This window comes from Enterococcus sp. AZ078, assembly GCF_051714985.1.
In the GTDB taxonomy this organism is placed as follows: domain Bacteria; phylum Bacillota; class Bacilli; order Lactobacillales; family Enterococcaceae; genus Enterococcus_B; species Enterococcus_B hirae.
Genome location: NZ_JBIOSW010000001.1, coordinates 2,042,718 through 2,059,015, shown reverse-complemented (window position 1 = coordinate 2,059,015; position 16,298 = coordinate 2,042,718). Strand labels below are relative to the sequence as shown.

Below are 16,298 nucleotides of genomic sequence, written 5' to 3'. Positions count from 1 at the left end.
CTTAGGAGGTTAACTTTCTGCAGTTTTTTTATAACTTAGTCAGTTGGTAATGGCTTTTTTAAAGCTTCGATTAATGGTTGGATCGTTGATTGCTGAAGAAGCAATTCTAAGGTACGAATCTCTTTTAGCGAAGGATAATTGTCTAAAAGTAGCCAGTTTTTCTGAGGAGCTATTGGAATATTAGAAATCCAGTAATCGATGGAATCTGCATTTTGATCGTTCATTACAGAATCTTGGACATCAATGATTTCAAAAACTGCGTACTCATTCAATTTCGTTTTAAGAAGCGTAATCAGTAATTCACTATGTACTTGGTCGTAGGTAAAAGCAAGACCAATTTTTTTCTTCTGTTGATTTTTTCTAATAAGTTCCTTTAAGTGTTTATCATAGATAATTGTAAGATAGAGCCATTCATAAAATAAAGGATCATCATTTATTTCATTTCTGAAAGTGATCAATTTTTGTAACAGTCGGTTAGCAGTATGGGCAGAAAAGCGCCCATTTTGCTTAAAAAATTCAATCACAAATCTTTTTTTTTGATCATTTAACAAATATTTGATTTTTCCAGACAAAGTTAGTGATTGATCGATCGAATAATGGAGCTCAATTTCTTTATTTTCTCCAAATAGCTGGTAGAGTTCAGTTGTCAACTGAATCAAGGATTGCTTTTTCCCTTGCATTTCTAGTGAAAGCTTTGGTTCTTTCATCATTGACTGAAATGTTAAGAGATTTGATTGGACATCACCCGTATATGAAAGCTTGAATACTTCTTTGAAGTGTGCATAATCAATGACGATTCGTGAATCATCAAATGGTAAAGTTGCTGAGGATATTGCATTTTTATCCGCTGATTTATAATAAGTCGTTGATTTTTGGATATGGACACTAAGCTTAATAATCACCCAGATCCAGCTACTTAATCGTTGTTGTTCTCGAGAAGTAGAGAAGTTGGGCAATTCGGTAAATCCTTGCAACAGTTGATCAAGAATTAATTGTTCTTTCGGAAGAATATATTGAGTATTAGCGTGATATTTTTCTGAAAAAAAGACATAAAAAAACTGATGTAGTTTAGATGAATCTCCTGTAAAGTAGAAAGGAGAGTCAGTCAGACAAATATCATGGCAGTTCAAAAAATCAGCTACTTGTTTTTTGATACGGCGAAATTGAGATTTACTGATTTTTAGTTTTTTTAAAATTTCCGAAGTTGTTATAAACGGACAAGAAAAAACCAGAGAAATAAATTGAATCTGTACAGAATCTTGATAAATATAACTGTATACTTCACTATAGCTGATTGGTTTATTTTTTCTCAGCAATAAATGATCTTTTTTCTTTTCCACTTGAAAAAAGCCACGATTTTCCAGCTCATTCAATTGTTTAAGAATCGTTTGCTTGGTTGCTTGGGTTGTTTCTTCTAGTTGTTGAACGGTCACTTGTCCATTTGCTAAATATGTTTCTAAAATAATTAATTGGATATAATGTTTTTTGGATAATATCGCTTTCATCTTGGTTGGAACCTCCTTACTCGTTATAAGGATTGTACTAATGAAATAGCTGCTATCGGCAATGATAATTTCTTTTTTTGGAAAAAAAAATTATGGACAATTCCAAAAAATTAGTAAACATTAGCAGGATTGCTAAATAGAGAGATGAAAAATGGGGATTTGGCGATTTATTTCTTTTTTTGTGTAAAAAAGGATCTTTAAAATAAAATGTTCATGAAAATTCAAGGCAAATAAAAGAGTATCTCCAGAGATAATATAGAATGAGTCTCGTTACCTAATCGTAACAGCAGAAATCAATTAGTGGGGGAAAATAGAATGAAAAATAACATGAACAAGCTGTTTGTCGCAAGCATTGCCTGTCTGTCTTTAGGAACTTCTATAGGCGTACATGCAACAACCATAGGTAAGGAAGCTATTACTATCAGTGATAACTTGAAAGAAGTGGTTGAGGACTCGATTATCAGTAACGGGGATTTTAGCGCTGGTTTGGATCATTGGATCGTGTCAAACCCAGAATCGAACAATCCAACACTGGTAACTGAAAATGGGGTTTCTTATGTGAAAGCAATGTTGGGCGAAAATATCCATCAATATGTGAAATTACAACCCAACACGACCTACACATTTTCTTATGACGCTGCGGGAAGTAAAAATTTTCCGGGTAAAGTCGAGTTTGGTACATTGAATCACGGAGAAGAATTTGTTTCTTTACAAGAATCGGCACATAATAATGAACAATGGGAAAGACATTCGTTTACTTTTACGACACCAGAAAAAGACAATACATATATTATCCGTTTTTCTTCTACGGGAAATGGTTGGGCAACTTTTAAAAATATCGATATCCAATCAGAAGATGACATATCCCAAAATACTTTGTTATCTGTTGGAGTAGAAAGTCACCAACCATATATCTACTTAAACTTAACGCCAGAACAATTTAATAGCAAACAACGCCTGATGGTTTATTTGGATGGTAACTATTATTTTGAAACGTATAATGGTAAAGCATACTATTCTTATAAAGATATAACAGACGAACTAGTAAAGATACGTCGTGGGTTTGAAGGCAACAAAGGTGAAAAAATTGAAGTTTATTTAGCGCCTGGATCACCTGGTCAAAGCTCTGCAGGTAAAGTATTGTTAGAAACCTATGTAGTAGAGAAAAAATTGGAATCAGCAGCGACTGAATATGATCAGATCGTGAAAGATATTCAAGTAGTTGGAAATAAAGTAGTGATGGATATTGATCGAGAAATATTTGAGCAAGACAATCGAATCGTACTTTATAAAAATGATGCATATATCGCGGAAACTTATAAAGGAAAAGCTTACTATTCATCAGTCAAAAAAATGAATGAGACTGTTCGGGTGACTTACAGTAAAGGCGTGGTTGCTGGCGATATCATTTCAGTTAAATTAGTAGGTAATCGACCAGGAACAAGTACTACGAATAGTTTCCAACAACTACTAGCGACTATAGAAGTGGAATAATCCCAGTAAAATAGATATCGCTTAGGATGAAGAGATACGACAACAATAAAAAAACTCCCTCACTCGTTTGGCTAGTGGGGGAGTTTTAATCAAATAGGAGAAATGCTTATTTTTTTTATTGCTGATAAGATAGCTATTAGGTATGGATTAGTTCGGGTAAGGACAAGTGTAGATTCCGTTGTTCAGTTCTTTTTTATTTGTGACACTCCTGTACTCTTACAATGGATGATATGGTTTTCACTTTATGAGTCGCTTTTTTTATTGTAAAGGTAATGCTTTTTTGATTGATAAAAAATAGAAGAAGTATTAGTTTGACAAATGAGTGACCACTCATATATAATTATACATGAATAAACGTTCATGTTTAAAGTGAGGAGGTCAGAGCATGAAAAGCTATCGATTAGAAGGATTGGATTGCGCAAACTGTGCAATGAAAATTGAAAAAAGAATCAACGAAATCAATGGGGTAAAGCAAGCAAATGTTAACTTTGCTGTAGGTAAATTAACGATTGACGCAGATCAGGATAAGATAGGTGAAATCGAAACTGAAACTAGAAAAGTGATCAAGGAATTAGAACCAGAAGTTGAGGTAAAAGAGATGGAAGAAGTGACTTCGACATTAAATGAAGAAAAAAGGGATCTGATTCGTATTGTCCTATCAGCTATTGGCTTATTAGGCTTGTTTATTTGGGCTCCAGCTGAACCGATTCGTTTTATTGGATTTTTACTTGTCTATTTATTTATTGGTTTTGATGTTATTAAACAAGCTGCATTAAACATTACGAGAGGTCAATTGTTTGATGAAAATTTTTTGATGGCAATCGCAACGATCGGTGCGATGTTGATTGGTGAATATCCAGAGGCAGTAGCGGTCATGTTGTTTTATCAAGTAGGTGAATATTTCCAAGGCTTTGCAGTCAACCAATCAAGAAAATCGATACGTGCATTGATGGAGATTCGACCAGAAGTGGCTCATGTTGAAACAGAAGCTGGATTGGTGACAACCCAGCCAGAAAGAGTAATGATTGGGGAGCATGTTTTTGTCAAACCAGGAGAACGAGTACCATTAGATGGGAAAGTCATCAGTGGGCAGTCATTAGTTGACACTTCTGCATTAACGGGAGAATCGGTTCCAAAAGAAGTTTTTGAAGGAGAGTCAGTATTAAGTGGTTTTATCAATATCAATCAACCATTAGTTGTTGAAGTAGAAAAAAATTATCAAAACTCAACCATTAGTAAATTGCTCGAATTAGTAGAAAATGCAAGTAGTAAAAAGGCACCAGCAGAAAATTTCATCACTAAATTTGCTCGTTACTACACGCCAGTGGTAGTAGTATTAGCTGTTTTATTAGCCATTTTACCACCACTTGTGTTACCAAATACAGGATTTGATGAATGGATTTACCGAGCTTTGACGTTCTTAGTGATTTCGTGTCCTTGTGCTTTAGTAATTTCGGTACCTTTAAGCTTTTTTGGAGGGATTGGTGGAGCTAGTAAAATGGGTGTATTAGTGAAGGGTAGTAATTACCTTGAATTATTAGCTCATACAGACACCATGGTTTTTGACAAAACAGGAACTCTGACAAAAGGTGATTTTTCTGTTCAATCAATTGAAACTACTATGGTTGAACCTTTATTCATGCAATATGTTGCAAGTGTAGAACAATATTCGACACATCCGATTGCACAAGCGATTTTAGCTGATTATGAAGGAGCATTATTACCCACGGATCAAATGGAAGAAGTTTTAGGCGAAGGAATCAAGGCAGTTGTGGATGGGAAAGTAGTCTTAGTAGGAAATCATAAACTTTTCACTCGATACAATATAGCCTTTCCAGTAAATCAAGCAGTTGGTACCTTAGTATATGTGGCAATTGATCAACAGTATGTTGGAAGCATAGTGATTGCAGATTCCATCAAAGAAGATGCAAAAGCAGCTTTACAAAAACTAAAAAAACTTGGAGTTAAACAAACTGTGATGCTTACCGGGGACGCACAAGCAATTGCGACACATATTGGAAATGAATTAGGAATCGACACGGTCTATAGCGAGCTCTTACCGCAAGACAAAGTGGCTAAATTAGAACAAATCCTTACGAACGCATCGCAAAAGACTGCGTTTGTTGGTGACGGAATCAATGATGCACCTGTGCTAGCTAGAGCTGATGTCGGAATAGCGATGGGAGGTCTTGGAAGTGATGCAGCAATCGAAGCGGCTGATGTAGTGATCATGAATGATGAACCTGGAAAAATCGCAGATGCTATTCGCTTATCAAGAAAAACGTTGAAAATCGTTAAACAAAATATTATCTTTGCGATCGGGATCAAAAGTGTTGTCTTAATTTTAGGCGCATTCGGGATTGCCACAATGGGAGATGCCGTATTTGCTGATGTAGGTGTCACTGTACTAGCAGTCTTAAACGCTATGAGATGTTTAAAACTCTAAAGATCGACTGTTGATCTAAACACAAGCATCGTTAAAGTGAACTTTTCTTGCCTACGGAGTAGGATTATCAGAAAATAAGTGAAAATCTTTAACCAAACTATTTATATGCGTGTTTAAAATGAAGTTCTATAGGTGTATTTTGTTTGTTATTGATCAATAGAAAAGAAATTTTCCTTTATTCGTCAGCTTGATGACTGTTCGGATGAAAGGGGAATTTCTTTTTTTATGTAAAAGCGACGATTTTTGAATTGTACTACCTATTGTTGTTTTTTGATTAGAAAGTAAGCATATTAAAATAACTATTTGATCTAATTTTTAGAAAATTCTTTTACATCGTTCAGTTTGAAAGGGATTAACTAATTTATACAAGGTGTTATCTTGTGTTAAATGATAAAAAGATGGAAAAACAGTGTGGGAAAATTAAAAATATACACACATAAAATAACGAACTATTGTAAATAGATAAGAATTTGTTTATGATTGTGAATAGATAAATATTTTATTTAAAAAAATTTAAAAGGAGAAAACAGATGAACGATAAACAACTACGTTGGTTTACCGTAGCACTCATTGCTTTCAACATGGTTTGGGGCATGGGGAATGTAGTAAACAACTATGCGCAACAAGGAATCTCAGTTGTTACTTCTTGGCTATTGATTCTTGCTATTTATTTTATCCCTTATGCCTTGATCGTAGGGCAACTTGGTTCCGCATTTAAAGACAGTAAAGGTGGCGTCAGCTCTTGGGTCGAAAATACGACATCAAATAAACGGTTGGCATACTATGCTGCATGGACTTATTGGGTCGTCCACATTCCTTATCTTGCACAAAAACCTCAGGCAATTTTGATTGCTGCTGGATGGGCAGTTCAAGGAAATGGAAATATTGTTAACACAATGACTGTTCAAATGGTAGCAGTGATTTCCTTAGTAATTTTCTTAGCCTTCTTGTATCTTTCTACAAAAGGATTATCCACATTGAAGGTCATTGGTGGATTAGCAGGAACTGCGATGTTTGTCATGTCACTTTTATTTATTTTGATGGCAGTAACAGCTCCATTTATTACTACTGATATGGAATTTGCTACTACAGGAATGAATCAGGTCAAAACATACATCCCGACATTTGACTTTAGCTATTTTACGACCGTTTCGATGCTTGTATTTGCAGTAGGTGGGGCAGAAAAAATCTCTCCTTATGTTAATTCCACAAGAAATCCAGCCAAAGAATTTCCAAAAGGAATGATTTTCTTGGCTGCAATGGTTGGTGTTTGTGCGGTTTTAGGTTCTGTAGCGATGGGAATGTTATTTGCGAGTGACAATATTCCGAAAGACTTAATGGCAAATGGTGCTTACAGTGCTTTCCAAATCCTAGGCAACTATTATGGCATTGGTAATTCGTTGATGATCATCTATGCTTTGACAAATATGGTTGGTCAAATTTCCGCATTAGCCTTCTCAATCGATGCACCACTGAAAATTTTATTAGCAGATGCAGATCCAGAATTTGTTCCTTCATGGTTACGTAAACGAAGCAATAAAGGAACACTCGTCAATGGCTATTTATTGACTGGGATTTTAGTTAGCATCATCATTTTACTACCCATTTTTGGAATCAAAGACATGAACGAATTAGTGAAATGGTTGACTAATCTAAATTCAGTAGTAATGCCTATGCGTTATTTATGGGTATTCTTAGCGTATATGATGTTGAATAAAGCTTACAAGAAATTTACTTCTGAGTATAAATTCGTGAAGAATCCAAAGGTTGGTTTTATTTTCGGTGCTTGGTGTTTTGCCTTTACCGCTTTTGCTTGTATTCTGGGAATGGTTCCCAAAGTCGAGTATGCGGCTGATCCTAAAGCTTGGTGGTTCCAGTTGATCTCAAATGTCGTTACACCAATTATTTTGATCATGTTGGGAATGATCTTACCAGCGATTGCCCGTCGTGATAAAAATAAAAATGTAAAAGAAACATTGATTGAAACATAATGAGTTGAGAGAGAAACGATCGTTTCTCTCTTTTTTTGTGCCTCATGTTATCATAAATAAAAAAAGAAAAAGTTTTGAGTGGAGGAGGAATAAGATGAAGATAGTAATTTTAGGACAAAGTGGCTCTGGAAAATCGACACTGGCAAGAACTATTCAAGAAACGGCAAAGATTCCTCTTTTACCCTTAGATTTTTTATGGCATGGTACAGATTATAGTGAAAAGGCACAAGTTTGGTTTCAACTAGAGCAAGAAAACTTTATGGCTAAACATGAGAACTGGATCATCGAAGGAAACTATCTTGCTACTGCTAGGAAGAGACTGCAAGAAGCAGATCAAATCATCTTATTACGAGTGCCAACGTATCTTGCAATGGCTCGTGTCATCAAACGAACTTTAAAAAGAAAGCGAGATCGTGCGACCAGACCAGACATGCCTAATGACTTTACTGAAAAGTTGGATAAAGAATACTTGGATTTTTTGTGTTTTGTTTGGCGTTTTAAGCGAAAGAATGAATCTCGAATCTTCCAACTGATCGATACATTGCAAGTGAAAAATAAATTACTCATTTTAGATAATAAACGTGATCGACAAAAGTATATTGACCAGTTGAAAAAAAATAAGCCCATTGGTTGACAATTTTCGATTACAGTCGTAATCTATTATCGAAGTTAAGTTTACAAATGTAATCGATGGAGGTGGAAAACCAATGGAAGAAAAGAGAGTATTAATTAAAATCAGTGATTCCGAATGGGAAGTCATGCGAGTTATCTGGACTTTAGGTCAAGCAAATGCCCAACAAATCACTCAGATATTAGCTGATTCGATGGATTGGAAAGTAGCAACTGTTAAAACCCTTCTAGGGCGTTTGGTGAAAAAAGAAGCGCTTTGGACTGAACAAGAGGGAAAGAAATTTATTTATCATCCAGCTGTTTCCGAGATGGAAACCGTTCGAAGTGCTACTGAAAATCTCTTTTCACATATTTGTGCAAAAAGAGTCGGTGCGACAATTGCTGATTTGGTTGAAGAAGCGACATTGACCCAAGAAGATATTCAGCAGATCATGAAACAACTCAATAAAAAAGAGCCAGTCGAAACGATTGAATGTAATTGTATACCTGGTCAATGTGAATGTAAGAAACAGTAATAAGGAGGAAACAAGAATGAAACAAGAATTTTCAGTTAAAGGGATGAGTTGCAACCATTGTGTGGCTCGGATTGAAGAAGCGGTCGGAAGAATCAGTGGTGTCAAAAAAGTAAAAGTTCAGCTGAAAAAAGAAAAAGCCGTTGTGAAATTTGATGAAACAAATGTTCAAGCAACAGAGATTTGTCAAGCAATCAATGAATTAGGCTATCAAGCAGAGGTGATTTGATGGCAACGAATACTAAAATGGAAACATTTGTCATTACTGGAATGACATGTGCGAATTGTTCTGCTCGAATCGAAAAAGAACTAAATGAACAACCTGGTGTCATGTCCGCTACTGTCAATTTAGCCACTGAAAAGGCAAGTGTGAAATATACCGACACTACTACAGAAAGATTGATCAAAAGTGTCGAAAATATCGGCTATGGGGCAATTTTATATGACGAAGCGCATAAACAAAAAATTGCTGAGGAGAAACAAACCTATTTAAGAAAAATGAAGTTTGATCTTATCTTTAGTGCGATCTTGACTTTACCCTTGATGTTAGCAATGATTGCCATGATGCTTGGAAGTCATGGACCAATTGTGTCGTTCTTCCATCTGCCTCTTGTGCAGTTGCTCTTTGCTTTGCCTGTGCAATTTTATGTAGGTTGGCGCTTTTATAAAGGAGCCTATCATGCATTAAAAACTAAGGCGCCGAATATGGATGTCTTAGTTGCGATTGGAACATCTGCAGCCTTCGCATTAAGCATTTATAATGGTTTTTTCCCTAGCCATTCCCATGATCTTTATTTTGAAAGTAGCAGTATGATCATTACCTTGATTTTACTTGGAAAGTATTTAGAACATACAGCAAAAAGTAAAACAGGCGATGCCATCAAACAGTTGATGTCCCTTCAGACAAAAACAGCACAAGTTTTAAGAGATGGCAAAGAAGAGACGATTGCAATTGATGAGGTCATGATCGATGACATCTTAGTGATTCGTCCTGGTGAACAAGTACCTACAGATGGACGGATCATTGCTGGCGCTAGTGCATTGGATGAAAGCATGTTGACAGGAGAAAGTGTACCTGTTGAGAAAAAAGAAAAAGATATGGTTTTTGGTGGAACGATCAATACCAATGGATTGATCCAAATAAAAGTTTCTCAGATAGGAAAAGATACGGTGTTGGCACAAATCATCCAAATGGTGGAAGATGCTCAAGGAAGTAAAGCACCGATCCAACAAATTGCTGACAAGATTTCAGGGATTTTCGTACCGATCGTTTTGTTTTTAGCATTGGTGACACTATTAGTTACAGGATGGCTCACGAAGGATTGGCAGTTAGCATTGCTTCATAGTGTGTCCGTTTTAGTCATTGCTTGCCCATGTGCGCTTGGTTTAGCAACACCAACCGCCATCATGGTAGGAACAGGAGTCGGTGCTCATAATGGGATATTGATCAAAGGTGGCGAAGCGTTAGAAGGAGCCGCTCATCTAAATAGTATTATTTTGGATAAAACTGGAACGATTACACAAGGCCGACCAGAAGTAACAGATGTCATCGGTCCCAAAGAGATCATTTCCCTTTTCTATTCCCTTGAACATGCTTCTGAACATCCTTTAGGAAAAGCTATTGTTGCTTATGGTGCAAAAGTCGGTGCAAAAACTCAGCCAATCACTGATTTTGTTGCTCATCCTGGTGCAGGAATCAGTGGAACGATCAACGGTGTTCATTATTTTGCTGGGACTAGAAAGAGACTAGCTGAAATGAACCTTTCATTTGATGAATTTCAAGAACAGGCGTTAGAATTAGAACAGGTAGGGAAAACAGTGATGTTTTTAGCCAACGAAGAACAGGTTCTTGGAATGATTGCCGTTGCTGATCAAATCAAAGAAGATGCAAAACAAGCAATCGAGCAACTACAACAAAAAGGTGTAGATGTGTTTATGGTTACGGGAGATAATCAACGAGCCGCTCAAGCAATCGGCAAACAAGTAGGAATCGATTCTGACCATATCTTTGCAGAAGTTTTACCTGAAGAAAAAGCCAACTATGTAGAAAAACTACAGAAAGCTGGAAAGAAAGTTGGCATGGTCGGTGATGGAATCAATGATGCCCCAGCGCTAGCTTTAGCAGATGTTGGGATTGCAATGGGAAGTGGAACCGATATTGCGATGGAAACAGCCGATGTGACATTAATGAATAGTCATTTAACTTCTATCAATCAAATGATTTCTTTATCAGCTGCCACATTAAAAAAAATCAAACAAAATTTGTTTTGGGCATTCATTTATAATACGATCGGGATTCCTTTTGCTGTCTTTGGTTTTTTAAACCCAATCATTGCTGGTGGCGCAATGGCCTTTAGTTCAATCAGTGTATTATTGAATTCTTTAAGCTTAAATCGAAAAACGATCAAATAAATCGTTTCAGAGGAAAGGAAGGAAAAAGATGAATAATGGAATAGATCCTGAGAATGAAACAAATAAAAAGGGCGCTATTGGAAAGAATCCTGAGGAAAAAATAACTGTAGAACAAACGAATACCAAGAATAATTTACAGGAACATGGAAAAATGGAAAATATGGATCAACACCATACGCATGGACACATGGAACGGCACCAACAGATGGACCATGGACACATGAGCGGAATGGATCATAGCCATATGGATCATGAAGATATGAGTGGAATGAATCATAGCCACATGGGTCATGAAAATATGGGTGGAATGGATCATTCTATGCACATGGGGAACTTTAAGCAAAAATTTTGGCTTTCTCTGATTTTAGCGATTCCGATTATTCTTTTTTCACCGATGATGGGGATGTCCTTTCCTTTTCAAGTGACGTTTCCTGGCTCTAATTGGGTGGTGTTGGTTCTGGCAACGATTTTATTTATTTATGGCGGACAACCATTCTTAAGCGGAGCTAAAATGGAATTGAAACAAAAAAGTCCAGCAATGATGACACTGATTGCTATGGGGATTACCGTCGCATATGTTTATAGTGTGTATTCTTTTATAGCCAACCTCATCAACCCCCATACACATGTCATGGATTTTTTCTGGGAATTAGCAACGTTAATCGTAATCATGTTATTGGGACATTGGATCGAAATGAATGCAGTCTCTAATGCCAGCGATGCTTTACAAAAATTAGCAGAATTATTACCTGAATCGGTAAAACGATTGAAAAAAGACGGGACTGAAGAAACCGTCTCTTTAAAAGAAGTCCATGAAGGTGATCGTCTAATTGTTCGTGCTGGAGACAAGATGCCAACGGATGGGACGATCGACAAAGGACATACCATTGTTGATGAATCTGCTGTTACGGGTGAATCCAAAGGGGTTAAAAAGCAAGTGGGCGATTCGGTCATTGGTGGATCAATTAATGGCGACGGAACAATTGAAATTACTGTAACAGGTACTGGCGAAAATGGTTACCTTGCAAAAGTAATGGAGATGGTACGAAAAGCCCAAGGAGAAAAATCTAAATTAGAGTTTCTATCAGATAAAGTAGCAAAATGGTTATTTTATGTGGCTTTAGTAGTTGGGATCATCGCCTTTATTGCTTGGCTCTTCCTAGCAAATCTACCAGATGCACTAGAACGAATGGTCACCGTGTTCATCATTGCTTGTCCGCATGCACTGGGACTTGCGATTCCATTAGTCGTTGCTCGTTCGACTTCGATCGCAGCTAAAAATGGGTTGCTTTTGAAAAATCGGAATGCGATGGAACAAGCCAATGATCTAGATGTGATCATGTTAGATAAAACAGGCACGTTGACCCAAGGAAAATTTACTGTAACTGGTATTGAGATTTTAGATGAAGCTTATCAAGAAGAAGAAATCTTGAAATATATTGGTGCTTTAGAAGCACATGCAAATCATCCTTTAGCGATTGGGATAATGAATTATTTAAAAGAAAAAAAGATTACTCCTTATCAAGCACAGGAACAAAAAAATTTAGCAGGTGTTGGTTTAGAAGCAACTGTGGAAGACAAAGATGTTAAAATTATTAATGAAAAAGAAGCAAAACGTTTAGGACTAAAAATAGACCCTGAACGATTAAAAAACTATGAAGCTCAAGGAAACACTGTCAGCTTTTTAGTAGTTTCGGATAAATTAGTGGCTGTGATTGCTCTAGGAGATGTCATTAAACCAGAAGCAAAAGAGTTTATCCAAGCGATCAAAGAAAAAAATATTATCCCAGTCATGTTGACTGGGGATAACCCCAAAGCAGCCCAAGCAGTAGCGGAATATCTTGGAATCAATGAATATTACGGTGGTCTACTGCCAGATGACAAAGAGGCGATCGTTCAAAGATATCTTGATCAAGGAAAAAAAGTGATCATGGTTGGTGACGGCATCAATGATGCGCCAAGCTTAGCACGGGCAACGATAGGTATGGCAATCGGAGCAGGAACTGATATTGCGATTGATTCTGCAGATGTTGTCTTAACGAACAGTGACCCCAAAGATATCTTGCATTTCTTAGAATTAGCAAAAGAAACAAGAAGAAAAATGATCCAAAATCTTTGGTGGGGCGCTGGTTATAATATTATTGCTATTCCTTTAGCAGCAGGAATCTTAGCACCGATCGGACTTATTTTAAGCCCAGCAGTGGGAGCAGTCTTGATGTCACTAAGTACAGTGGTCGTTGCACTCAACGCCCTAACTTTAAAATAAGTTGTTAACGTTACTTGATTAACGAGTGAGTGTAAGAATAGAAAAAAGACAATCTTTAAGGACAAACACAAGCAAATTTATTCAAATGAAAACTGGCAAGCAGCTATTTTTCAGCGAATCAATTTTAGCAAAGGTCGTTAAAGATTGTCTTTTTTATTTATGTAGACAAAATGAAAAGAAAAAATGGCAGGAGAAGGGTTGAGAGAGGGATTCCAGAAATAATCAGTAACCATAGTTGTTCCCATTGTACGAAATTTTGCACAGTTCAATGTGTGACGGTAAGAAAAAAATAGCAGTAGTTAACTTTTTCGATCTGTTAAATTAGAATTTAATGAATTTCGTTTGAATTAAAGAAGAAAAAATGTTTTTTTTCGTAATTTATATATAGGGAGATGTATTAATCTATAGTTGATCGTACTCCTGAAACACACAGTAAAAAATAAGTGAGGGAACGCCAATGAAGTGGCAAAGATTATTGTCAAAAAATGTACAAAATCTATTTATATTGATCCATCAAATGAAAGATTTATCGTGGAAAAAAACGGATCTAGCAGAAAAACTATTAGTTGATGTAAAAACGATCGATCGATATTTAAAAAGATTAGAAGAAGGAGATTTTCCGATCCAACTGATTCAACATAAAAAAAGCGTAAAGCTGATTTATAATAAAGGCTACAGTGAGCCCTATTTATTGTTTGATTTTCTGATCCACTCCTCATCCTTTTGCTTATTGAAGGATTTGATTTTGAACACGGAGTATCAACAAGAGTATGATCGCTCCTCACAAGAGCGTCTAAGAAAATGGCTGGGGGAATATCATTTGTCTTTTTCTTATCGAAAACAACAACTTTATGGTTCTGAAAGAAAGATACGCTATCTTTTTTTCTGTTTTCTTAAAGATTTTCCCCTCTTTTTTATTGGGGATACAGAACAGTCTTTTTCCGAATTATTTATCCATTTGTTGGAGACACGTGCCCAAAATGCCGAAATCAAAATATTAGACGAACATCGCACGCTTTTTTTTGAACTTTTTCCAGAGTTGTTATTCCGACACGAACAACGTTTATCTGTCCGCGAAAAAAATTACCGCTGTATCGTTCGTTTAAGTTGCAACATCATTATCGAAAAATACTGGAAAAAAATTGAAGAAACGAAAATCTACCGAAAATTAATGACCTTAACAGAGAAATTGGATTCGTTGTTTTGGTTGGCTAGTGAATTTGAAAGTACGAATAAAACAACGATTACGCGAGTTATCTATCAAGAGTGGCTCCGTTACTCAATTGGACTACACGAAAGAGTAGTCAAAGAGGAATTTCATGAGTATCAGGAAAGCTTGCGTTTGGTGCCGAATGTTAATGAAAAACTTTATCAATACCGGATGGCTTTACAACAAGCACTTACATATCCATCGTATGAATGGGGCCTACTTTTACTTAAAGTTTTGCAAGAAAGAGGATACCTGGAAATCTATCCACCAGAAGTAAAAATCGTCTTTTTTTTTCGTTACGATCATGAGGAAGCGCGCCGCCTAGCTTCTGTTCTGGATAAGACCTTGCGACATCGAAAACGGACCTCCATACATGTTTGTACTCGATCAATCCCTCCAAGTTATGCACAATTGATTATTACGGACCATTTTTTTCCATTAAATAATAGTAAACATCAAAAGACTTATTTCTACCAACCTTCTTTTGGGGTAGATCGTCTACTATCAGATATTGATTATTGGATTGATACGAAAAATTGATTTTTATCATATGAAAAGGGTGTGTTATAATAAAGAAGATGAGTAAAGGAGGATGTCTTTTGGATTTAAAGAAATTAGAAGTTCCTACATCTTCAATCACTGAAGTAAAACGATCACCGATGGATGTATTTGATCAGGCAAGAAAAGCTGAAACCGGTGTATATATATTTAATCGTGAAAAAGTTGCAGGAGTGATGTTGACACAAGAGCAATATGAAACACTGTTACAAGAATTAGCAGATTTACGTCAGAAGGCAAATGAAGAAGTACAGGCACCTATAGAAAGTAATGAACTACTTGGAAACTACACTGACCAAACAGCTGCTGTCGTTTCGACTTCTGATGGTCTAGATGAGTTGGTACAAACACTGAAACGTTATTTGATTACTGGTGTAACGATTTCTGCTAAAAATTTAGATGAACGAATGGTTACACTAGGTTTCATTACGAAAAAGACGGGCTTTGGAGGAGTGGTCGATATGTTAAACGAATTGACCGCAACTGGAAAGATCAATTATCAGTTACGTAGAAAACCAAACAGTCGTACAGTAATTGCTGAGATTATTGGTGAACAAGACAGTCAATCACAATTATTTGATAAAATTATTATAAAAAAAATTTATCTGCATGAACTTTAATGAATAGCGTAAATTTTTATTTTTTGCTTCTTTCGGTGCTATGATTTTTCAGACTTTTTTACAAGGATTAATGAGAAATCATAGCTGATTTTCTATAAAAATTGGGTAGTTACTGATCCTTTGCTAGTCATATTTTTTCGATTCACTGATTTAACGAGTGAAAATTCTTGCCCAAAAAGCCCCAAGAATTTGAGGGATTAAATACAAAACCGAAAGCAGTAAAATCAGTTGGGTTGGTTTGAATGGCTGGTAAAAGAAATGCCAATCAGAGTAATAGTGACAAATCAAATAAGAAATGAATGTTGAACTAATATTAATAAAGAAGAGAAAGAGTAACTGTTGCTTTTTCTGGAAGCTAAAGCCAGCGTAAAAAGACAGAAAAATCAAAAAAATCAAGCCAAAAACAGAATGATACCGATAATCTAGTAGTAAAGAGAAGTACACATACGGAATGAAAAGTAAGAGCAAAATTAATTTTTTTCCATGATTTTTCATGGTGTGTTCCCCCAATCAGGTGAATCCGATTTCTTCTACTTTCATTCTAAAATCAACCAGCTAATAATCAAACACTTTTTTGAAATTTGTAGATTAAATGAATAAACTCTCATAGCCTTATCTCTAAAAAAAAAGATTTTCCCCCTAATTTTTTTAGAG

General features: G+C 36.1%; 12 protein-coding genes. 10 read left to right on the top strand and 2 right to left on the bottom strand.

Annotated features, from left to right (window positions below; translation table 11 throughout):
• Positions 1-35 precede the first annotated feature (35 nt).
• Positions 36-1,505: a MarR family transcriptional regulator gene (locus IGJ18_RS09630; protein ID WP_342081830.1), complete on the bottom strand. Its 1,470-nt coding sequence runs from the start codon at positions 1,503-1,505 to the stop codon at positions 36-38.
• A 315-nt stretch (positions 1,506-1,820) separates the two neighbouring features.
• Here IGJ18_RS09630 and IGJ18_RS09625 point away from each other — a divergent pair, with 315 nt between their 5' ends.
• The 10 genes from IGJ18_RS09625 (at position 1,821) to IGJ18_RS09580 (ending at position 15,644) form a co-directional block, all read left to right on the top strand.
• Positions 1,821-2,999: a carbohydrate binding domain-containing protein gene (locus tag IGJ18_RS09625; RefSeq protein ID WP_207427115.1), complete on the top strand. Its 1,179-nt coding sequence runs from the start codon at positions 1,821-1,823 to the stop codon at positions 2,997-2,999.
• A 385-nt stretch (positions 3,000-3,384) separates the two neighbouring features.
• A complete protein-coding gene (locus tag IGJ18_RS09620; RefSeq protein WP_438843271.1) occupies positions 3,385-5,445 on the top strand; it encodes a heavy metal translocating P-type ATPase in 2,061 nt (686 codons plus the stop codon).
• A gap of 530 nt (positions 5,446-5,975) precedes the next feature.
• Positions 5,976-7,436: an APC family permease gene (locus tag IGJ18_RS09615; RefSeq protein ID WP_010718493.1), complete on the top strand. Its 1,461-nt coding sequence runs from the start codon at positions 5,976-5,978 to the stop codon at positions 7,434-7,436.
• Positions 7,437-7,530: 94 nt separating this feature from the next.
• Complete coding sequence (locus tag IGJ18_RS09610; RefSeq protein WP_438843270.1) at positions 7,531-8,070, top strand: topology modulation protein; 540 nt, start codon at positions 7,531-7,533, stop codon at positions 8,068-8,070.
• 73 nt (positions 8,071-8,143) lie between these two features.
• The gene (locus IGJ18_RS09605; RefSeq protein WP_010718491.1) at positions 8,144-8,581 is read left to right on the top strand and encodes a CopY/TcrY family copper transport repressor; all 438 of its coding nucleotides are present in this window, start codon (positions 8,144-8,146) and stop codon (positions 8,579-8,581) included.
• Between the two features lie 16 nt (positions 8,582-8,597).
• A complete protein-coding gene (copZ, locus tag IGJ18_RS09600) occupies positions 8,598-8,807 on the top strand; it encodes a copper chaperone CopZ (RefSeq protein WP_438843269.1) in 210 nt (69 codons plus the stop codon).
• Positions 8,807-10,990, top strand: coding sequence for a copper-translocating P-type ATPase CopA (copA, locus tag IGJ18_RS09595; RefSeq protein ID WP_438843268.1), 2,184 nt, complete (start codon positions 8,807-8,809; stop codon positions 10,988-10,990). Before copZ ends, copA begins: the two co-directional genes overlap by 1 nt.
• A gap of 28 nt (positions 10,991-11,018) precedes the next feature.
• Positions 11,019-13,256 (top strand): copper/silver-translocating P-type ATPase CopB, encoded by a 2,238-nt coding sequence (gene copB, locus IGJ18_RS09590; RefSeq protein ID WP_081128003.1) that lies wholly within the window; start codon positions 11,019-11,021, stop codon positions 13,254-13,256.
• A gap of 457 nt (positions 13,257-13,713) precedes the next feature.
• Entirely contained in the window at positions 13,714-15,006 is a 1,293-nt protein-coding gene (locus tag IGJ18_RS09585) for a helix-turn-helix domain-containing protein (protein ID WP_010737923.1), read from the top strand.
• Between the two features lie 59 nt (positions 15,007-15,065).
• The gene (locus IGJ18_RS09580) at positions 15,066-15,644 is read left to right on the top strand and encodes a hypothetical protein (protein WP_063627365.1); all 579 of its coding nucleotides are present in this window, start codon (positions 15,066-15,068) and stop codon (positions 15,642-15,644) included.
• A 150-nt stretch (positions 15,645-15,794) separates the two neighbouring features.
• Here IGJ18_RS09580 and IGJ18_RS09575 read toward each other — a convergent pair whose 3' ends face one another.
• Positions 15,795-16,139, bottom strand: coding sequence for a hypothetical protein (locus tag IGJ18_RS09575; RefSeq protein ID WP_014834534.1), 345 nt, complete (start codon positions 16,137-16,139; stop codon positions 15,795-15,797).
• Between the last annotated feature and the right edge of the window lie 159 nt (positions 16,140-16,298).